Origin of the sequence: Infirmifilum lucidum (genome assembly GCF_014876775.1) — an archaeon.
Lineage (GTDB): Archaea > Thermoproteota > Thermoprotei > Thermofilales > Thermofilaceae > Thermofilum > Thermofilum lucidum.
The window spans coordinates 1,520,098-1,537,641 of the sequence record NZ_CP062310.1 but is presented as its reverse complement, the minus strand read 5'-3'; the positions used below and the strand labels follow the sequence as shown (position 1 = coordinate 1,537,641).

Below are 17,544 nucleotides of genomic sequence, written 5' to 3'. Positions count from 1 at the left end.
TCACCACTCCTCGTCTACGTCACTTGGCTTGAAGCGCGCGAGGAACGAGCGCAACGCGTCCTCGAGGCTCACGCCCACCCCGGCGCCCGGCTTGGCGTCGAACCTCACTCGCCCGAACCTCCTGTCCTGGAACTTGAGCCTCCCGAGCAGCATAGTCTTGAAGCTCAGCCTGCCGTCCACGAGCCTGGCGCCCATCCCGTAGAGCAGCATACCGAGCTCGTAGCCCTCGACCCCCCGTAGCACGACGCGGCCCTCGAATACGTCGCCCCTCTTAGCCACCTCGAACCACTCGCCGCCGACGGGCACTGTCTCCAGCTTTCCCTCGCCGCGGAGGTAGTGGTCTCCGAACACGACCCTACTCGCCAGGCCGGCGCACCCGAGCAGGTCGGAGACAGGGTCGACGTCGACGTGCGGCGGCTTGTAGCTCGGCTGGGGCCTCGGCCTCGGCTTGAATATCTCGACGTACTTCGGGGAGTAGCTGTCAGACCGCTGGGAGACGGCGTAGCGAGCTTCCGGTAGGAGTAGCTCGAGCCTGGCCCTCACGGCTCCCTTCACCGTAGAGCCCGGGATAGCGACCCTGCCGCCTACCCGCGCGAAAAAGTGCGTCCTGTGCGGCTCGAAGTACTCGTCCCAGTTCACGGGGCGACCCGCGAGCCAGTCCCTGTAGACTCTGCGGAACGTGGCCTCGTCGATGGCCTTCTTCGGGCGCTCGAAGGCCTTCCCCATGCCCACGTGCAGGTAGTCGGACAGGACTTCTATCCTCGTCTCCAGGACGCCGTGGATCAGCCCCGGCTCGTAGGCCCTACTGTGGATACTTGATCTCTGCATGCTCGAACACCTCCACGAGGGGCTCCGCGTACTTGAAGAACTTCTCGGCGTCCAGCCTCGAGAACAGGGCCTTCTCCACGTACACCTCCCTGTCCGCCGGATCCTCGTCTACCTTCTCGAGAACGATGCGCCCGCCCTCCTCCCTGACGCCGCCCTCCACTCTCATCTCGATGTCCTTTACCCTTACGAAGCCAAACCCCCTGCTCTTGAACCCGCCAACCTGCGTCCCGCCCGTGTGAAGCTCCCTCAGTATGAGCACCAGGTAGCCCAGGGCGTAGTTCGGCAGATTCGTCCCGAGCACCTCGAGGGGTATCTCGGCTCCGGGCTCGACGTACTCGACTGTCGCCAGGGCGCCCCTCGCGACAGCACCCTCAGTCCTGCTAATGGCGACTATAGTCCTCACACCTGTCCTCGCGCCCTTGAGCACGGAGTCCTTGAAGGTGAGCTGGGATCTCACGCTCATCGTCCCGAAGAGCTTGCAGTTGAGGCACAGCTTGTCCCACGCAAGCGCCAGCGCCTCCCAGAACTCGCCCTCCTTCAAGTACTCCTGGAGCTCGTCCTTGATACCCTCCCTCACGCAGTTTTCCTTCGAGAGCCCGCTGCAGACCCTCAGGCCCCTGCCCCTGGCGACCCTCTCCCCCGTCGACCTGAACAACCCCTTCCATGAGCTACCCGGTATCACCGGGACGCCGTTGAGCTTGAGCAACTGGAGCTTGGCGGGGGAGGCTGGGTCGGTCTCGCCCTGGCCGCTGCCGACCCTGAGGGGGCTCTCCGCGACGAGCGTCGCCGATACGGTGACCCTCCTCTTCACGACGTCCTTCCTCAGGAAGATGTACTGCATCAGCCCACCACCTCCCTAAGCCCCCTGCTCGCCGACAGCACGAGCGAGCCGCCCTGGATCTTGTAGACGTCGAACCTCGCGTCGACGAGCCGCACGAGCCCCAGGCCTATGCTCTTGCGGGCCCCGATGAAGAGGCCGTCCCTGGAGAGGGCCTGGAAGAGGGCCTTGAGGGCCTGGCACGCCTTCGCCTTCACGTCGTTGGCCTCGCCCTCCACGAAGTTCAGGTTGTAGACGAAGGCCCTGAACTTGAACCTGGCCCCCGGCTCGACGAAGTCGAGCGTGTAGAGCTGGCCGGGCTGCTGCCCGCCGAAGTACCTGTTTATCGAGACCATGGTTCTCGTGCCGACCGCGGGACTGCCCTCGGCGGGGGCGTCCAGCACGTAGAGCCTCGCCGCCGTGTCGAGCCAGCCGAATATGTAGCAGGGTACGCACACCGACTCCACGACCCCGTCTTCCCTGCAGTACACCGTGTCGCAGCCCTCCGCCTCCCTGCCCTTCGGGGCCTTCTCCCTGACCCACTTGTGGACTCCGGGGTAGCAGACGTGGACGCCGCTGCTCCAGGCCGACTGGCTGTAGGCCTCCACGAAGCTCCTGAAGACCCCCTTGAGGCTCGAGCCGGGTATGTACACCGTGCCGTCGGCCCGGCGTATGATCGGGTTGTCCACCGGAGAGCCCGGCGCGAACTCCTCGCGGGAGCCCACGCGCAGCGGCGTCTCGTTGACCAGGGTTCCCTCGACCTTTATCACCGTGGTGACCCTGTCGAGGTCGAATATGTCCGGCTTGGGCAAGCGGGACACCTACCTCTTGAGGAAAGCGTCCACGAGCTTGTTGAAGTTATCCAGGGGAGACGTTATCCTGTTCTTCTCGACAACCTCGTAGGCCCACTTGAAGTAGCCGAGGTACCTCCTCACGCTCTCCACATCGCCCTTAATGCCGCGTATGTGCTCGACGAGCAGCCTCGCGGTGTTCCTCCCAATCGAGCCCCTCGCAGACTGCCTCATTATGTAGAAGAGGAGCTCGTTGACGTCGTTCCTCTCGTTCAGGAAGCTGAGAAGCCCCTCGACCTGGCTCTTCTCGACGCGCTCCCTAGAAGCCTGAGAAGCGGCTTGGACAGCCCTATTCAGAAGATCCTCGGGCCCCGTCATTGTACAAACATTATTAATGCTAATATTTATGCTTTTTCATTATGGAATAAGGCTCCGGGGCCCGCTGATAACAAAAAAATCACGCCGCCTCCCCCGCCCGGCTCCACGCCACCCTCCGCGAACTCGTCGCAGCGGCTCCTCGCCGTCTTTCTATTATCCCTTGACTCACTCGCAGTAGAGGAAAGGCTGTACTCGACCCGTTGCCCCCTTCTGCTTCTCAAACTTTCTATTGTCTCTTGACTTCTTCGACAGCCAATGATGGTGCACGAGGTCGCTTTTAAATATACTTTCTATTGTCTCTTGACTTCTTCATTGAAAATTAGGGAACACGCGTGGAAGGCGAAGCCCAAACCTTTCTATTGTCTCTTGACTTCTTCCAAATCCCTCTGTCTCCGGAAACATCTTTTCAAGCTCTTCTCTTTCTATTGTCTCTTGACTTCTTCAGCAAGTATGGCGTATAGAGCAGTTATCGTTAGTGACACCCCAACACTTTCTATTGTCTCTTGACTTCTTCGCGTGTAGTCAGGGGTGACTTGAACCGTTGTCCATTTCCCTTTCTATTGTCTCTTGACTTCTTCAAGAAAGAGGGGGGAAAATCACGGGGATAAAAGAAAGAGAAAGAACTTTCTATTGTCTCTTGACTTCTTCCTCGATTTCCTCTCTTGAGGGCCCTCCCCGTTTATTCGAAAACTTTCTATTGTCTCTTGACTTCTTCTATGAGTTCTAGTGCTTCTTCTTCTGTCTCAGCATAGTCTTTCTATTGTCTCTTGACTTCTTCCCCTGGGCAACTACGTCTTCCTGGGCGACACGCTGTTCGCCGTCTTTCTATTGTCTCTTGACTTCTTCTTGTTCTCCTCTCCTCGTGGAGGAGAGGTGACCTTGCATCTTTCTATTGTCTCTTGACTTCTTCACAGGGGACCGCCGCGTCTACGTCGACGTCAAAAAGAAGCTTTCTATTGTCTCTTGACTTCTTCCTCGTAGATGATCTTGGTGACCAGTAAGTGGGCGAGCCACCTCTTTCTATTGTCTCTTGACTTCTTCGAGGAAGCCGAGTACTGGCCTGAGTAGCGCGAGGTACGCCTTTCTATTGTCTCTTGACTTCTTCTTTTCACGTTGTCCCCTAGCTCCTCCCCGGCCTCGACTAGCTTTCTATTGTCTCTTGACTTCTTCGATCATTTTTGGAAAAGTCCACGGGGAGAGGGCTCGGAAAACTTTCTATTGTCTCTTGACTTCTTCAAGAGTATCGTAGAACACACCCCTAGCCTCCTCCTCCATCTTTCTATTGTCTCTTGACTTCTTCCAACTCCTTTATAGCCGCGTTTATCATGCTACTGTTCCTCTCTCTTTCTATTGTCTCTTGACTTCTTCTTCTTGAGAAGCCAGAGCTGCTCAAGAGCTTCAGCATTGAACTTTCTATTGTCTCTTGACTTCTTCTGAACAACAGGACTGCGGGGATGAGCAGGCTCCTGGAGCTTTCTATTGTCTCTTGACTTCTTCTCAAAGAAAAATATGCCTTTCGTGCGAATTCGCTGGGAAAAACTTTCTATTGTCTCTTGACTTCTTCGCGGTGTACGGCGGCTACAGGCCGGTCTTTGACTCGATCTTTCTATTGTCTCTTGACTTCTTCCCTCTCTGCAAGCACGCTCAACGCAATATCTATGCTCAACTTTCTATTGTCTCTTGACTTCTTCCCGGGAGGCCCAGGTCAGGTGCGAGGCCATCAGCGCCGCCCCCCTTTCTATTGTCTCTTGACTTCTTCCTTGGTTCTGCTGCTCTCACTGCTGCCAGTGGAGATACGCTTTCTATTGTCTCTTGACTTCTTCATATCCTCGTGGTTTTGGTGTTCAGAGTGCCCGGCTCAACCCTTTCTATTGTCTCTTGACTTCTTCGGTGAAAGTAACGATGTCGGCGTTCTTAGAAGTATTATTGGAGGCTTTCTATTGTCTCTTGACTTCTTCGCAAAAAGCACGTCTCCATACTCCTCACTCGAGAGGGAAACTTTCTATTGTCTCTTGACTTCTTCAGCGGCAGTGCAGCGCTGTACGTCTGTGACCCTGCAACTTTCTATTGTCTCTTGACTTCTTCTGGCACTGGCCCTCGCCTTCACTCTTGCCGGCGTGGTGTACCTTTCTATTGTCTCTTGACTTCTTCAGCATTGGGTACGATATTAAACGCGGCAAGGTGGAAGACTTTCTATTGTCTCTTGACTTCTTCTCGCGACGTACCGCAGGGAGGAGGCCGAGGCCATCCGCTTTCTATTGTCTCTTGACTTCTTCTAGGCAGTGAGGGATATAATATAATTGGTGGGGCAAAAAATCTTTCTATTGTCTCTTGACTTCTTCAAATCCCTTGTCGTTTTGAATACTTTGGCCGCTTTTCCCCACCACTTTCTATTGTCTCTTGACTTCTTCCGTCACCCTCACGATGTTGAGCCTGTCTATCACGTCCTTCTTTCTATTGTCTCTTGACTTCTTCCTAAGAGGGTCACGCTGGCAGTGTTCAACATAGGGGGCCAGACTTTCTATTGTCTCTTGACTTCTTCGTATGTCGTGGTAGTGGCCCCCGTCCGGCCGCTGGACATGCCTTTCTATTGTCTCTTGACTTCTTCTTATAAAGGCTCCGCAGGCCCGGAAAAGGCTTAAATACTTTCTATTGTCTCTTGACTTCTTCAAGAACTCTCGTAAGTCTTCCCTCTCCTTCTCCGTAAGTTCTCTTTCTATTGTCTCTTGACTTCTTCATGCCCCTGACACTGCCTACGTGCTGGTGGAGCCCCCAGCTTTCTATTGTCTCTTGACTTCTTCCGGCGTGGCGCTTGAACACGACTGCCGCGGTGTGGACGCTTTCTATTGTCTCTTGACTTCTTCCCTAACAGACAACGAGAGACGCTACCTTGCCGCGATTATCCACTTTCTATTGTCTCTTGACTTCTTCTTGAAAAAGAAAAAAGAGGTGAGGTGTAGGGATGGCCGAAACTTTCTATTGTCTCTTGACTTCTTCCCACACAGAGGAGGCCCGCATAATCGCCTGCTCCAAGTACCTTTCTATTGTCTCTTGACTTCTTCAAAAACAGATAGTATAAAAGAACACTTGCGATTTCTACACTTTCTATTGTCTCTTGACTTCTTCTGTTGAGTAGTGGGTGTGGGGTTATTTAAAGGTTCTCTTGTGGCCTCTGCTCTCTTCCTCTGTGCACGCGGCTTGATAAGCAAATTTCTTCCTGTGGTTGTGAAACCAAACCCTCCCTCTATTTTAAGTGTTCACAACTTTAATGAAAATTGATTTATAAAGTGGTGTCTGAGTGTTCTCGGGGAAGCTTCCCGGGGAAAAGTATAAATGCCGGTAGGTTTTTCACTGTGGAAAATAGTGTTTAGGCCTTTCGGGGGGCCTTTTAGCGTTTTTCCCCGCGCCGGTAAAGGATTTATACTCTTGCCGCAGGCTTCTTGGTGATGATAGTCGTAGCCACTCTCGGGGATGTCCTGGGCTACAGGGAGGCCACCTACAGGTTCGGGGAGAAGAGCTTCAGGGGCTTCCTCTCGCTCGGGTGCTTCAAGGGGGCGTCGGCGTACGTCGTTGTGGCGCTGGAGTCCGTGCTGAGGTCGGTGAGGGAGGTCGGGCACGCCCTGCCGCGGCACCTTGAGGGGCTCGTGGGCCGCGAGTGCCTCGGCCACGTGGAGGCCAGGTTAGAGGAGGGTGCAACCGGCGGGGCCGGGCGCGGCGAGAGGAGGGTGAGGGTCGAGGTGTCGCCCCGCAACATCGGGGGCTACCGGGACTGGGTCGGGGGCGTCGAGGAGTACTACGAGTTCTTCCTGCGCGAGGCCCTCGGCGGCCTGGGCGGGGCGGCGCTGAGGGTCGTCGTGTTGCCCGCCAGAGCGGATAACTGGTACGGCTACGCTTACCGCGTGTCTAACAGGGACGTCTACCTGGCGATCCTGCTGGGCGAGCTCTACAGGGTACTGAGGGAGCGCGGGGGCGGGGAGGGGGTGGAGGTGGTGCTGGACGTGACGCACGGGCTGAACTTCGTAGTCCCGCTGGTCTTCGAGGCCCTCAGGCTGCTGGCCCCCCTGTTTAAGGCCAAGGTGAGGGTCTACAACGCTGTTCCGGTTAAAAGCGACGTGGGCGAGTTCGAGGTCGTCGAGACGTACAAGGTGAACGGGGACAGGTCGAAGCTGGACTTGAGCTTCGTGGAGGAGAGCAGGATAGGGGGCTCTACTTTGAGGAGCTTGTACAGGGCGCTAGTGCTCAACGCGCCGCTCGCCCTCTACTACCTCTGCGAGTGTGGGAGGGAGGAGGTGGACGCGTACGGGGACTTCGTGGCTGGCAGGAGGGTCGCCGGCAACGTGCTTGAGGGCGGCGACGAGAGGGCGTCTACGGCCAGGGTCATGGCGTGGGTGCTGGCGGACTGGGCGTGCAGGCGCGTGGGGAGCAACAGGCTGGAAGACATGATGGAGTGGGCCCCCGGGATCTACGGGGCGCTGGGCGACGCCCCTAGGAGGATAGTGGAGAACGAGTTGAACAACCTCTACAGGCTGTCCGAGAGGCTCGCCCCCGGGGAGGAGAAGCCCCTCTACGAGCTCATGGGCGTGGAGCCCGAGAGGCCCTGGGAGAGGGGCGGGGAGCTCGAGAGGAACTTCGTCGCCCACGCTGGCCTCCTCAAGGAGTTGGTCGTGCTCGGGAGAGACCGCGACGGCGCCTACGTGAAGTACAGGCCCGGCGAGGCGCTGTGCAAGACCATGGAGGCCCTAGGGATAGACATGTCCTGCGCGTGCTTCAAGTGCGGCGAAAGGCATTAAGGGGGCCTCGCCGTGGTGGTTCGCGTGGGGAGGCGGGCGTACCACATAGTGACGGTGGGCACGAGCCTCGTGAGGAACGCCGAGAGCATGGGCAGGGGCCTGGTGCCCGACAGGATCCTGGAGAAGTTCGCCAAGTGGGCCCGCGCGCCCGTGCGCTCCCTGGAGGACGCGGAGGCCGGGGGCAGGGCCTCGGAGGGCACCGAGGAGTTCGAGGCGGCGCTGCAGATCCTCGCGTCTGACCCCTACAGGGCCAGCGCGGAACTCAACGCCATGAGGCCGTACCTGGAGGAGGGCAGCGTAGCCGGGGCCGCGCTCCTCTCGACGGACTCTGGGGTCGCGTTCTTCTGCGCGTCGGTGATAGCGAAGTACCTGAGGGACAGCGGCGTGGAGGCCGAGATCCGCAGGGTTCCCCAGCTGGGCCTCGACTTCGACGAGGGCCTGTACAACCTGCTGGACGAGGCGGCCGGGCTGGCGGAGGAGGCCAGGAAGAGGGGGTTGCTGGTGTACCTGAACCTGACGGGGGGCTTCAAGCCCGAGGGCTCCGCGCTCTACGCGCTGGCCCCCCTCATAGGCGCGAACAGGGCCTACTACGTCCACGAGTACACGAGGGGCCACGTGGAGCTCCCGATACTGCCCCTCACCCTCGACCCCGGCTACAGGCACGCCGCCAGAAGGCTACACGAGCTCCCTCCCCAAATCCTCCAGGCCTTCGAAGAGAACGGGATCGTCAAGAGGGAGGGCAGCGAGTACAGGGTCAGGAAGTGGGTCGAGAGGCTGCTCCGCTAGTGCGGGGCATGTCCATGGCGTTCGGGGGCGGGGGAGCGGGCTAGTGGAACGTGGGGGGTGAAAGCTGATTTATAAGCCTGTGCGGGATAGAGGAGTGATGGAGCCCGTGCTCTTGCTGCTCAGCTCCACGGCCTCTGTCGCTGGGTCGCTGGCCGGGTTCGCCTACTGGCTGGGGAGGAGGCTTGCGAGGCTGGAGATGAGGGTGGGAGCCCTCGAGAAGAGGGTGGGCTCTCTGTAGGCGGGGCTGAACCAGAGGATGAATGAGGTGGAGGCGGGGCTTGGCCAGAGGATAGGGGGCGTCGAGGGCAGGGTAGTTAGGCTTGGGAGGGCTTTCTCCGGCTACCGGGAGTCCTTCGTCGAGTACTTGGTGTCGGAGGGGGTGCTGGACGAGAAGGCCGGGGATCTAGTCAAGGGGGGCCCGCAGGGTGGTGGAGCTGGCCGTGGCGAACCCCTTCACGGGGGAGGAGGTCGAGAGGCTGGAGGCGCTCCTGGAGAAGGACGAGCTAACACTCGACGGGGCGTACGAGCTGAGGAACCTGGCGGGAAAAGCCGTAGAGGAGTACGGGCAGTACTACGAGGCCTGGAAGCTCCACCTCTACGCCTCCATCATGGTGGGCCTCGCGAGGAAGAGGAAGTGCGAGGAGAAGGGGCCGGCAGGGCCGCCCTAGTTCAACTTTTAACCCCCATACATTGAACCCGTTCTCTCCACCGCCGAGTCTAGTGTCAGGGGGCCCGCCCTATACGTGAATATGTACGGATCCTTCCTCGACGGCTCCAGATCCGCCCTTTCGTCCCTCGGAGGCCCCCTGTAGCTCCTGGGGGACTCTCACGGTGATGACGCGGCCTTCCCGAGCTTGTTCTTGTGCGGTATGTAAGCATAGCCGCGTGGCAGGGTAATTAGGATAACGTTTATGTAAGCGCATGGCGGTGCCCCGACCCTGGTGCGGGGTGAGCATTTTGTAAACGTTTACGTTTTCTCCTCTCGGAATATTTCGTAAACGTGAACAAAATACAGGGGAAAAAGAGGTTTTTCAGGGGATCAGCTTCACGGTGACTTTCTCGGCGCCCTTCACGAGCGCGGCCGCGCCTTGGTGGCCGGCCTTCTCGAGGGCTGCGGCGAGCGCGGCCTTCGCCTCGCCGTCTAGCCTGTGTGCCCCGAGCTTGTAGCGGACGAACTCGAGCCAGACGGGGTCGGGGCCGTAGTTGACCTCCCACGAGTGCTTCTCCCCCTTGTCGAAGTGTTTGAGGATTATCGCTCTTCCGCCGCCGAGGCTGTACGTGGTGGGCAGGGCGCCGCACCTGGGGCACCTGATCTCGTTTAGTATCGCGTCCTCGCCCCTCACCGTGCCGACGAGCCTCCACACCCTCTTGTAGTGGTCGAAGACGTACTTCTCCAGTACGTACTCGCCGCCGTCCTTCTTGAGGACACGCTTCCAGCTCTTCCTGCCCCTGCTGAGCCGGGGCCTCGGCTGCCCCTCTCCCTGCATCGTGGTTGATTATGGCGTGAGCGGTATTTGAAGCTTTGCTCCACGGCAATAGGTTAAAATACAACCCCGGTATTAGAGACGTATATGACCGAGCAATTCGTTAAGGTGCTACAGTCAGAGGACAGGGCCTTCACCCTGTAGGACACCGCTCCAGTACAGCGCGTACCCCGCCCTTGTACGCCTGCCTGCCGTTCTTGAGTATCATGAGCTGCGGGTTCTTCACCTCCATATGCTTGCGGCATTTAACGCAGTACGTCGTGACCTTAGGCTGTGACACCTGCGTCACCACGCATGTAGGGGCGCGGCAGGCGTATATTATCCGTGACACGTGCACGGGCCCTCGGGGGCCCGGTTATACCCGTCAGCCCGAAGGGGGCCTTCCTGAGTAGCCTCGACTCATCGCCCGGGAAGCCCGTCCTGGCGGTCTTCGCGTGGGTCGCGGAAAGGGAGCCGGGACTTGATATCCGGGAAAACCAGGCAGGCCATGCTACGGGCCAAGGTGGAGGGCAGGCACGTCGGCGGGCCGAGGAGGCACGTGAACATGAACAAGGCCGTCAACTACCTCGAGGTATGCATGTCGGTGTCGGAGGCAGCCAGGGGGCTCGGAGTGCAGGAAGACCCGATACGCGGGAGGCTCCAGGAGAGGGGCACCGCGAGGAAGCACGTAAGGCCAGTGGACGCGCAGCGCCAGTAACATTTGTTAGACCCCATTGGATATATATTATATTGGTGGGGAGATGAAAACGGTTGTCGAGAGAGTCCTCAAGGGGGACGGCAGGTACGTCGTTGTCGTGACGTCTGACGTGGAGGTGGCCGAGGCCATCAGGAGGGCGCTCGAGCAGGAGATGGTCGCCGGGCTGGCGCGCGGCGACAAGTTTGTCGTGCTGCCGGAGGTCGCCGACGGCACAGTCATCCCGCACAGGGACGGCATCTGGACAGACGGGGACAGGTACTACCTCGGGGTAAGCGGCGCGCCGGGGCTGATCTCGTTGCCCGCCGTGGACGGCGTGCCCGCCCCCGACGCGCTGGAAGAGAGGGGCGCCGCGCCGAAGGTGTTCACCATATTCCGCATGCCCGCCATAGACGTAGAGAAGACTAAGGGCCTGCTCGACAGGTTGAAGAGGGGGTTCGCCAGGCTGACCAACGGCAGGGGCGTGGTAGCCGGCGTGGCGCTCGTGGTGCCGGAGGAGGTGAAGGAGGCAGTGGCGGGCATCTTCAGGGGCCGCCACGACGTAGAACTCTTCGTGGTCTAGGCGTGGGTGGCCGGCGTGGGGAGGAAGGACGCGTACTACGAGGTCGAGGTGCGGCAGTGCAGGGCGTGCCGCAACATATACGCGGGCAACACCCCCTGCCCCAACTGCGGCTCGACCGAGCACGAAGTCCTCGCGAGGGCCCGCGGGAGGACGCCGACAAGGCCAAGTAGCTGGCGCTGATGTACACGCCCTAAAAATCCTTTTTTTCCTTTTTAATATTTCTCCTTCTCCCTTTTTTCGCCCGCCCGTGCTATAGATCAAGCATTCTCCTTACACATACCCGCCCTTATGAGCCTACTCAACGTATTTTTTGCAGTTGAAGCAGTAGAACTTGTTTAGGCTGTTGATGTATGTTGCTGGCAGGCCACAAGTAGGGCAAACCCTCCCTGCCGAGGCTTCACTCACGCCAGAACCAAGTGGTATCCCAGTGTTACCCGCCGCGTGGCGGGGGGAGACGACACTCTCGCCAGAATCGAGTATTACCCCGCAGAAGGCCCGGGACTCGCGGTCTAAGAGAAAGGCAATCCCGACGGCAGGCCCTACTGCGAGCAGGGCGTAGAGCGGGTCGACGACGAAAGCATACATGATTGCAAACGAGGCGGTGAAGATAAACATGAACAGCGACACGGCCCACGCCCAGCACCTCCCCTTTTTAAGGTTTTGGAGATATAGAGCGCCGCCGCGATACCCAGTAACCCGAGGAGGGCCGTCTGGGAGTTCACCGCCATGACGTACGAGGTCAGGACGGAGACCAGGAACACGAAGAGGTTCGCGGCATACCTGATGCGCTCTCGAGGCTCAGGGCGCTCACCGTCGAGGTAGACGACAAGCTGCGGGCGGCGATAATGGACGCGATACCGGCCGTGAAGGACGAGGAGGCGAGGAAAATCCTCGAGGCGATAGCAAAGGCCAGGGCCATCAAGATAAAAGCGGGGTAGCGTAGAGGAAAAACAAATAAAATATTTTTTTCTCCCCCTTCACCCGCCCCTCAGGGCGTTCAGCACCACCGCTGAGACCCTCCCCACCTCGTCCCCCGCCGGCGGGGCGCCGTCCCCGGCGAAGTACACCACGTCCAGCTTCCTCAGCGCCTCGACGACGACCAGCCTGTACCTCTTCCCCGTCCCCTCCTCCTCCACCACGACGTAGTGCGCCTTGACCCTGTAGGTCACCCTCCGCATGCTCCAGTACAGCGTGTACGCCCTGCCGCCGGCCGACACCCTGAACGTCGCGTGAGGCCTCGGCCCGAGGTTGAGGGGCTTTACCACGACGTCCACGTCCTTACACCTCCGAGAAGTAGAGCACGTAGTCCATGCCTATAGCCGCCTCGGTTCCGAGCACCATATTGTACAGGGCCTTCGTGGCGTACCTGGCGAGCGTGACCGGCGTGACGTACTTGTTAGCCTTGAACACCACCGGGACGACTATCCTGCCCCCGTACCTGCACTCCTGGAGCAGCTCCCTGAGGGCCACCGAGGCGAGGACACGTAGCTCGCCCTCCATCCTCAAGCCTCGGAGCTGAGCCTCGACAGGGCATCGGCGAACCAGCGCGGCGTGCTCACTGCGCCTTCCCCTCCTCCCTGGCGACCTTCTCCTGCACCGCCATCCGCACGAAGTCAGACTTCGTGATGCCGAGCCTGGCCGCCAGCTCGTCCACCTTCGCGTACAGCTCCTCCGTTACGACTGTCGCCAGTGCCCTCGTGTACTTCCTCAACCCCACCACCCCGCGTGGATTTATTTTCCAGACTGGTATATATCTCTTTCTTCCAAGACAATAGAGTAAAATATCACCCCGTGGATACTTGACATATGGCCAGGAGGAAGAGGGGCTGGAGGTTCGAGCTGAGGAAGGAGGGCGGCGAGTACGTACTAGAGAAATACGTCTACGACCAGGAGACAGGGGCCTGGAGGCTAGAGGGCGTGTACAGGGGCGCGGACGCCGACAGGGTGGCGCTGACGTGCCCCAAGTGCGGCGCGGCCGCCACCAGCTTCGCCATGTTCCTGGGCAAGCACATCTACCTCGTCCACGGCGGGGGCGGCGTGAAGCACAAGTGGCACCTCCACAAGGCAGACCCGCTCTGGCTGGAGTACGTCTCGAGGCTCAGGGCGCTCACCGTCGAGGTAGACGACAAGCTGCGGGCGGCGATAATGGACGCGATACCGGCCGTGAAGGACGAGGAGGCGAGGAAAATCCTCGAGGCGATAGCAAAGGCCAGGGCCATCAAGATAAGGGTCAGAAACCCTTAATACTGGGCACGGCGGACACGCAAGCATGCCGAGGAGGGGGCCTAGCGAGTAGCCCGCCCATGGCCCTCTACTCCGGTAGGCATGTACGCTAGAAAAGAGGGAAAGAGGGGGGCCGGGATCATAGTGCTGACTTCCGAGATGGTGTCGAAGGCCGAGGGCAGGGTTTACAGGCTGGAAGGCGTGAAGCCCTCCCTCGCCGCCAGGTTCCTCTCCAGGGTGTACGGGAAGGATCCCAGGGCCGTGAAGCTGATACTCAGGGCCTCCGAGGGGATAAGCTTCGTGATCCCGGTGAGGGGGCTCGCCGAGAGGTACGGGTACCTGTTCAGGGAGTACGCCAGGGACGAGGGGGCGGCTCTGGAGCTGTTGAGGAAGGATCCGTACATATTCATGACTAGGGTGAGGGGGATGGTGCTGAGCGATGCGGGCCTGGACTTCTCCAACTCCACGGAGGGGTACTGCACCCTCCCGCCGGAGGATCCCGACTTGTCGGCCAGGAGGATAAGGGCGAGGGTGAGGGAGCTCACGGGCAAGGACGTGGCCGTCGTGATAGCGGATACCGAGTGGAAGCTGGACAAGTTCGGCACTGTAGACGTGGCGATAGGCTCCTCGGGGATCCAGCCTGTCTCGAGGAACTTCGGGGCCAGGGATCTCTACGGGAAGCCCAAGTTCGGCGGGCTGGACGACTTGACCGACCTCGTGGCGGCCGCCGCTAACCTCCTCTTCGGCCAGACAGACGAGGCTGTTCCGGTAGTGATAATAAGAGGCCTCAGGTATGAGAGGAGTGAGAGGGGCGTCAGGGACGTCCTGTACCCCGAGGGGGCTATGAGGGGGGCTATCTTCATGATCCTACTCGAGTACGTGAGGCTGAAGGCCGTGCTCCTCCTTCTGAGGCTCTTACTCCTATTCAGGAGGGCCAGCAAAGGGCTGGGCTCTCCCGCCGACCCCGCCCCAGGGGCTCAGCTGGCCCGATCGTGCTGAGCACCCTACGCGCTCGCTTTAGGCACGCCGCTCGAGAAGCCTGAGGTGTTAAGTTTATAAGTATACAATGTGGCGCTGTACTTCTTTAACAACCTTGTGCTGTGCATGCATCTCCCATATAGGTCGATGGGTCTGATCAGGTTTGTTGTCGGCTTAATTCTTACTGTTTTCGTCGTGTAGGGCGGCGCGGATAGGACAGTGGGGCGGCGTGCTAATAATGACGTCGGGTTTCGTCCTCTGAGCTTTGGAGCTCAGAGGGCCGGCGTCCTTCGTCCTCCGACGTCATTCCTAGCACAAGTAGCACGCCTGCGGCTATTGCGATTATGATCAGGAGCGCGTACCCGATGTAGGAGAAGATTTTGCTTAGGGTGGGGTCGTCCGAGGCGAGGCCTAGGAAGCTGATCGTCAATGCCAGGAGAGTGGATACCACAAATATCCCAAACCACAAATCCCATGACCTTGGCATACTGTATTTATAAAATTTAACCGAGATTTATAAAATTTAGCCCCACTGATGCGTATTTGGTTGGGGCTGGGATGTTATGGGTTTTTTTATCTCTGGGCTATGATTAGTAGTCTCCTTGCTGCTGTCAGTGGGGTGTTTTTCTCTTCGTTGAGCCCGGGGTAGGCGGCCTTGAAGCTCCACCCTGTCCTCCTAAACATTTCTATGAGTTCGTTGAGGCTCCATACTCTATGGTCGAACTTGATCCGCCCCTTAAGGGTGTAGGTTTTCTCGTCTACCCGTTGTAGGTAGGTCCAGGTATTGTGTATTCTGGAAGTGTAGGGGTCGAACTCCCTTTCTTCAAGGAGGAGTAGGTCGTCCTCCCAGTGGAAGCTCTGTTCGAGGAAGTTCTTAACGATCCAGTCCTTGTTGGCAGTTTCTAGCGCGAAGAACCCCCCTTCGCGTACGAGCCTTCTGCACTGGCGTAAAATATCATCGTTTGTTTCGTCGTCGTAGTACCCGAAAGATGTGAAGAGGTTTATGATGCCGTCGAATGCTTCTTCTCTAGAGAGTGTGCGGGCGATTTCACGCATGTCAGCCACCAGAAACCGTGCCTTGTCGTGGACGTTTTCGCTCCGGGCTCTCTCCCTTGCAATTTTGATGTATAGTGGTGAGATGTCTGTCCCCAAGACCTCGATTCCACGTCTCGCCAGCTCTATAGAGTGCCTGCCGATACCACAGTTGAGGTCGAGAACCCTCCTAACCTCAAACCCCTGTTCGCTTAACCGCTCTAGTAGGGCCTTAACCTCCACCGGCGCTTGCGGGACGCGCTTCTCCAATGAGCGGAGGTAGAGCTCAGCGTTCTCGACGAAGAGCTCTATCGTCCAATCTCCAAGCTTTTCCCCTTCTCGTTTTCGGCCCATGCCGTACCAAGCCCTTAACGTGCTCGTCCGTCTACTCTCGGCTGATTGACTAATAAAAACCTTCTTGATTAGAGGGGGGTAGAAGTCTCTAAGGGGGCCGCTGGAGAGCTACTTCACTGCGTACTTCCTGGGGGTTTCTCTGGGCCCGTCGTCGAACGTTAAAACCTCGGCTCTGTCACTTCTTGCAGTGGCTAGTAGTCGTTAAAAGTGCTTGGAGGTGCCTCCTCTTTCTTCATGATCAAGAGAGCGGGTTTTACGTCTTCTGTTTCACAGTAGAACTGTATCCTCGGGTCGGAGTAGTACTCGGAGATTTTCCCCATGCCAAGAAGTCAGGGGGAGCTTTAGCTTTCTCCAGCATTACCCAGGTGTACTCTAACAGAACAACTCCCGGCAAGAGTGCGGTCTTGGACTCGTCGAGGAGTCTCACTGCTGGCCCGTGCCTTCCCGGGGTTCTTGAGGGTTTAAATACTGATTTCGCGTAGTATACCGCGGGGGCGGAGTGGGGGGCGTGGACATCAAGAGGGAGGTGTTGAGGCTGCTCAGGGAGGACGAGGAGTTCAGGTACGCCGTCGCGGGGCTGATCGGCCTGGAGGAGATACTGAAACGGATGGACAGGCACGAGGAGGAGCTCGTGAAGCTCAGGGAGGACATGAACAGGCTTGTAGAGGACATGAACAGGCTCAGGGAAGACATGAACAAGCTAAGGGAGGATATGAACAAGCTAAGAGAAGACATGATGCTGGGCTTCCAGCTGGTGAACAGGCGCCTGGACGCCCTCGGGGCGAGGTGGGGGCTTGTGGCCGAGGAGGCGTTCAGGGAGGGGCTGAGGGGGATCCTGGAGAAAGAGCTGGGGGCGAGGGTCGAGCGGTGGACGGCCTACGACGAGAGGGGGGTGGTGTACGGGTACCCGTCTGTCGTCGAGGTAGACGTGGCTATCTCCGACGCCAGGGTCGTGCTAGTCGAGGTCTCGTCCCACGTGAGGCCCTCGGACGTGGTGCTCTTCGCCAGGAAGGCGCGCTTCTACGAGGAGGCCACGGGCCGCAAGCCTGACAGGCTGGTAATGGTGACGCCGTATGCAGAGGGTCCCGCCCTCGAGGCGGCGAGGAGGCACGGCGTGGAGATATACACCAGGGTCTAAGAGCTCTGCGGCCGTTGGGGAAGGGGCACGAACCCCCGTGGCGCCGCCGTGGGCTGCGGGGCCTCCCTGCCTGGCGGGGTGGAGTGCTGAAGACCTGCCTTGTAGTGGTTGTCTCGTAATCGGTGGTGGTTCCAGGTTTGCTCCACGGGTTGGTGCGCGCGTGGAGTGTCTCCCTGGGTTTCCTGGCGGCTAGAGTGGTAGGCCTGAGTCGTTGGAGGGTTTTTCTGCGGGGGGTGGCGCGTGTTCAGGAGCTGGGTTCAGTGGTGGAGGGGGCTTGCTGCTCCTCTACTCCTCGTTGTTCTTCTACTTCCACCTTTATCTTTACCCAGTTGGAGACTATGGAGTTGTAGACTGCCGCGTGGATCATTCCGCCTATGAAGCCTAGTACGAAGACTAGTGCTAGGTATACTACTATCATGGAGAGGCCGCCGATTAGGCCAAGTACTCCTATTCTGTAATACGCATGAAATGGTGCTAGTAGAAGTGCAATGAGAAATATTATTGCGAAGATTATCGTCAAAATAATCACTTGGGACAACCCCGTTGCCAGGCCGAAGGACACGTAATCTAGCTTCCTCGCTTCCGCCTGGGGCACGTGCGCGTTTAGTAACGCGGTTATTTATAGTTTCTGGTAGTAGAGTTTTGGGCCGTGACCCGTGAGGGTCTCTGGGGGGTACGAAAGCTTTAAT

General features: G+C 58.7%; 24 protein-coding genes and 1 CRISPR repeat array. Of the genes, 10 read left to right on the top strand and 14 right to left on the bottom strand.

What is annotated here, in order from left to right:
• The 4 genes from IG193_RS08685 to IG193_RS08670 are packed head-to-tail and all read right to left on the bottom strand — an operon-like array spanning position 1 to position 2,814.
• Positions 1-828 (bottom strand): RAMP superfamily CRISPR-associated protein, encoded by an 828-nt coding sequence (locus tag IG193_RS08685; RefSeq protein WP_192818781.1) that lies wholly within the window; start codon positions 826-828, stop codon positions 1-3.
• Complete coding sequence (gene csx7 / locus IG193_RS08680) at positions 803-1,669, bottom strand: type III CRISPR-associated RAMP protein Csx7 (RefSeq protein ID WP_192818780.1); 867 nt, start codon at positions 1,667-1,669, stop codon at positions 803-805. The genes IG193_RS08685 and csx7 (IG193_RS08680) overlap by 26 nt, the downstream gene beginning before the upstream one ends.
• A complete protein-coding gene (gene csx7, locus IG193_RS08675) occupies positions 1,669-2,457 on the bottom strand; it encodes a type III CRISPR-associated RAMP protein Csx7 (protein ID WP_192818779.1) in 789 nt (262 codons plus the stop codon). Before csx7 (IG193_RS08675) ends, csx7 (IG193_RS08680) begins: the two co-directional genes overlap by 1 nt.
• A 9-nt stretch (positions 2,458-2,466) precedes the next feature.
• Positions 2,467-2,814, bottom strand: coding sequence for a hypothetical protein (locus IG193_RS08670; RefSeq protein ID WP_192818778.1), 348 nt, complete (start codon positions 2,812-2,814; stop codon positions 2,467-2,469).
• A 146-nt stretch (positions 2,815-2,960) separates the two neighbouring features.
• Positions 2,961-5,940: direct repeats of the CRISPR family, unit length 25 nt; unit sequence CTTTCTATTGTCTCTTGACTTCTTC.
• A 320-nt stretch (positions 5,941-6,260) separates the two neighbouring features.
• Here IG193_RS08670 and IG193_RS08665 point away from each other — a divergent pair.
• From IG193_RS08665 to IG193_RS08650, 4 genes are all read left to right on the top strand, one after another.
• On the top strand, positions 6,261-7,604 hold the full coding sequence (locus tag IG193_RS08665; protein WP_192818777.1) for a TM1812 family CRISPR-associated protein: 1,344 nt from the start codon (positions 6,261-6,263) through the stop codon (positions 7,602-7,604).
• 12 nt (positions 7,605-7,616) lie between these two features.
• Positions 7,617-8,390, top strand: a complete 774-nt coding sequence (locus IG193_RS08660) for a putative CRISPR-associated protein (RefSeq protein ID WP_192818776.1) — start codon at positions 7,617-7,619, stop codon at positions 8,388-8,390.
• Positions 8,391-8,487: 97 nt separating this feature from the next.
• Positions 8,488-8,628, top strand: coding sequence for a hypothetical protein (locus IG193_RS08655; RefSeq protein WP_192818775.1), 141 nt, complete (start codon positions 8,488-8,490; stop codon positions 8,626-8,628).
• Between the two features lie 187 nt (positions 8,629-8,815).
• Positions 8,816-9,058 (top strand): hypothetical protein, encoded by a 243-nt coding sequence (locus IG193_RS08650; RefSeq protein WP_192818774.1) that lies wholly within the window; start codon positions 8,816-8,818, stop codon positions 9,056-9,058.
• 363 nt (positions 9,059-9,421) lie between these two features.
• Here the strand turns inward: IG193_RS08650 and IG193_RS08645 are convergent, their stop codons facing one another.
• Both IG193_RS08645 and IG193_RS08640 read right to left on the bottom strand, forming a co-directional pair.
• A complete protein-coding gene (locus IG193_RS08645; RefSeq protein ID WP_192818773.1) occupies positions 9,422-9,877 on the bottom strand; it encodes a hypothetical protein in 456 nt (151 codons plus the stop codon).
• Positions 9,878-10,007: 130 nt separating this feature from the next.
• Entirely contained in the window at positions 10,008-10,154 is a 147-nt protein-coding gene (locus IG193_RS08640; protein WP_192818772.1) for a DUF5679 domain-containing protein, read from the bottom strand.
• A gap of 207 nt (positions 10,155-10,361) precedes the next feature.
• On the opposite strand from IG193_RS08640, the gene IG193_RS08635 reads away from it, so the two are divergent.
• Genes IG193_RS08635 through IG193_RS08625 form a run of 3 tightly spaced genes read left to right on the top strand, consistent with a single transcriptional unit; the run spans position 10,362 to position 11,310 of the window.
• The gene (locus IG193_RS08635) at positions 10,362-10,571 is read left to right on the top strand and encodes a hypothetical protein (RefSeq protein WP_192818771.1); all 210 of its coding nucleotides are present in this window, start codon (positions 10,362-10,364) and stop codon (positions 10,569-10,571) included.
• Positions 10,572-10,614: 43 nt separating this feature from the next.
• On the top strand, positions 10,615-11,130 hold the full coding sequence (locus IG193_RS08630) for a hypothetical protein (RefSeq protein WP_192818770.1): 516 nt from the start codon (positions 10,615-10,617) through the stop codon (positions 11,128-11,130).
• A gap of 15 nt (positions 11,131-11,145) precedes the next feature.
• On the top strand, positions 11,146-11,310 hold the full coding sequence (locus tag IG193_RS08625) for a hypothetical protein (protein WP_192818769.1): 165 nt from the start codon (positions 11,146-11,148) through the stop codon (positions 11,308-11,310).
• Positions 11,311-11,424: 114 nt separating this feature from the next.
• On the opposite strand, the gene IG193_RS08620 is transcribed toward IG193_RS08625, so the two are convergent.
• The 4 genes from IG193_RS08620 to IG193_RS08605 all read right to left on the bottom strand — a co-directional run bounded on the left by IG193_RS08620 (position 11,425) and on the right by IG193_RS08605 (position 12,841).
• Positions 11,425-11,757, bottom strand: a complete 333-nt coding sequence (locus tag IG193_RS08620; protein WP_192818768.1) for a hypothetical protein — start codon at positions 11,755-11,757, stop codon at positions 11,425-11,427.
• A 350-nt stretch (positions 11,758-12,107) separates the two neighbouring features.
• Complete coding sequence (locus IG193_RS08615) at positions 12,108-12,404, bottom strand: hypothetical protein (protein ID WP_192818767.1); 297 nt, start codon at positions 12,402-12,404, stop codon at positions 12,108-12,110.
• 4 nt (positions 12,405-12,408) lie between these two features.
• Positions 12,409-12,630, bottom strand: a complete 222-nt coding sequence (locus IG193_RS08610; RefSeq protein ID WP_192818766.1) for a hypothetical protein — start codon at positions 12,628-12,630, stop codon at positions 12,409-12,411.
• A gap of 55 nt (positions 12,631-12,685) precedes the next feature.
• Positions 12,686-12,841 (bottom strand): ribbon-helix-helix protein, CopG family, encoded by a 156-nt coding sequence (locus tag IG193_RS08605; RefSeq protein ID WP_192818765.1) that lies wholly within the window; start codon positions 12,839-12,841, stop codon positions 12,686-12,688.
• Between the two features lie 95 nt (positions 12,842-12,936).
• Between IG193_RS08605 and IG193_RS08600 the strand changes: the two genes are divergently transcribed.
• Complete coding sequence (locus IG193_RS08600) at positions 12,937-13,374, top strand: hypothetical protein (RefSeq protein WP_192818764.1); 438 nt, start codon at positions 12,937-12,939, stop codon at positions 13,372-13,374.
• 81 nt (positions 13,375-13,455) lie between these two features.
• Complete coding sequence (locus IG193_RS08595) at positions 13,456-14,352, top strand: coenzyme F420-0:L-glutamate ligase (RefSeq protein WP_192818763.1); 897 nt, start codon at positions 13,456-13,458, stop codon at positions 14,350-14,352.
• Between the two features lie 211 nt (positions 14,353-14,563).
• On the opposite strand, the gene IG193_RS08590 is transcribed toward IG193_RS08595, so the two are convergent.
• From IG193_RS08590 to IG193_RS09260, 3 genes are all read right to left on the bottom strand, one after another.
• Entirely contained in the window at positions 14,564-14,818 is a 255-nt protein-coding gene (locus IG193_RS08590; protein WP_192818762.1) for a hypothetical protein, read from the bottom strand.
• 86 nt (positions 14,819-14,904) lie between these two features.
• On the bottom strand, positions 14,905-15,717 hold the full coding sequence (locus IG193_RS08585) for a class I SAM-dependent methyltransferase (protein WP_192818761.1): 813 nt from the start codon (positions 15,715-15,717) through the stop codon (positions 14,905-14,907).
• A 191-nt stretch (positions 15,718-15,908) separates the two neighbouring features.
• Positions 15,909-16,037, bottom strand: coding sequence for a PIN domain-containing protein (locus tag IG193_RS09260; protein WP_263971705.1), 129 nt, complete (start codon positions 16,035-16,037; stop codon positions 15,909-15,911).
• A 179-nt stretch (positions 16,038-16,216) separates the two neighbouring features.
• Here IG193_RS09260 and IG193_RS08580 point away from each other — a divergent pair, with 179 nt between their 5' ends.
• Positions 16,217-16,855 (top strand): PD-(D/E)XK nuclease family protein, encoded by a 639-nt coding sequence (locus IG193_RS08580; protein ID WP_192818760.1) that lies wholly within the window; start codon positions 16,217-16,219, stop codon positions 16,853-16,855.
• A 244-nt stretch (positions 16,856-17,099) separates the two neighbouring features.
• On the opposite strand, the gene IG193_RS08575 is transcribed toward IG193_RS08580, so the two are convergent.
• Complete coding sequence (locus tag IG193_RS08575; RefSeq protein WP_192818759.1) at positions 17,100-17,450, bottom strand: hypothetical protein; 351 nt, start codon at positions 17,448-17,450, stop codon at positions 17,100-17,102.
• Between the last annotated feature and the right edge of the window lie 94 nt (positions 17,451-17,544).

What these genes read in the sequence shown, in the direction of transcription:
- IG193_RS08685 (WP_192818781.1), bottom strand. Translation starts at nt 828, where the DNA reads ATGCAGAGATCAAGTATCCACAGTAGGGCCTACGAGCCGGGGCTGATC.
- csx7 (WP_192818780.1), bottom strand. Translation starts at nt 1,669, where the DNA reads ATGCAGTACATCTTCCTGAGGAAGGACGTCGTGAAGAGGAGGGTCACC.
- IG193_RS08670 (WP_192818778.1), bottom strand. Translation starts at nt 2,814, where the DNA reads ATGACGGGGCCCGAGGATCTTCTGAATAGGGCTGTCCAAGCCGCTTCT.
- IG193_RS08665 (WP_192818777.1), top strand. Translation starts at nt 6,261, where the DNA reads ATGATAGTCGTAGCCACTCTCGGGGATGTCCTGGGCTACAGGGAGGCC.
- IG193_RS08655 (WP_192818775.1), top strand. Translation starts at nt 8,488, where the DNA reads ATGGAGCCCGTGCTCTTGCTGCTCAGCTCCACGGCCTCTGTCGCTGGG.
- IG193_RS08645 (WP_192818773.1), bottom strand. Translation starts at nt 9,877, where the DNA reads ATGCAGGGAGAGGGGCAGCCGAGGCCCCGGCTCAGCAGGGGCAGGAAG.
- IG193_RS08635 (WP_192818771.1), top strand. Translation starts at nt 10,362, where the DNA reads ATGCTACGGGCCAAGGTGGAGGGCAGGCACGTCGGCGGGCCGAGGAGG.
- IG193_RS08630 (WP_192818770.1), top strand. Translation starts at nt 10,615, where the DNA reads ATGAAAACGGTTGTCGAGAGAGTCCTCAAGGGGGACGGCAGGTACGTC.
- IG193_RS08610 (WP_192818766.1), bottom strand. Translation starts at nt 12,630, where the DNA reads ATGGAGGGCGAGCTACGTGTCCTCGCCTCGGTGGCCCTCAGGGAGCTG.
- IG193_RS08600 (WP_192818764.1), top strand. Translation starts at nt 12,937, where the DNA reads ATGGCCAGGAGGAAGAGGGGCTGGAGGTTCGAGCTGAGGAAGGAGGGC.
- IG193_RS08595 (WP_192818763.1), top strand. Translation starts at nt 13,456, where the DNA reads ATGTACGCTAGAAAAGAGGGAAAGAGGGGGGCCGGGATCATAGTGCTG.
- IG193_RS08590 (WP_192818762.1), bottom strand. Translation starts at nt 14,818, where the DNA reads ATGCCAAGGTCATGGGATTTGTGGTTTGGGATATTTGTGGTATCCACT.
- IG193_RS08585 (WP_192818761.1), bottom strand. Translation starts at nt 15,717, where the DNA reads ATGGGCCGAAAACGAGAAGGGGAAAAGCTTGGAGATTGGACGATAGAG.
- IG193_RS09260 (WP_263971705.1), bottom strand. Translation starts at nt 16,037, where the DNA reads ATGGGGAAAATCTCCGAGTACTACTCCGACCCGAGGATACAGTTCTAC.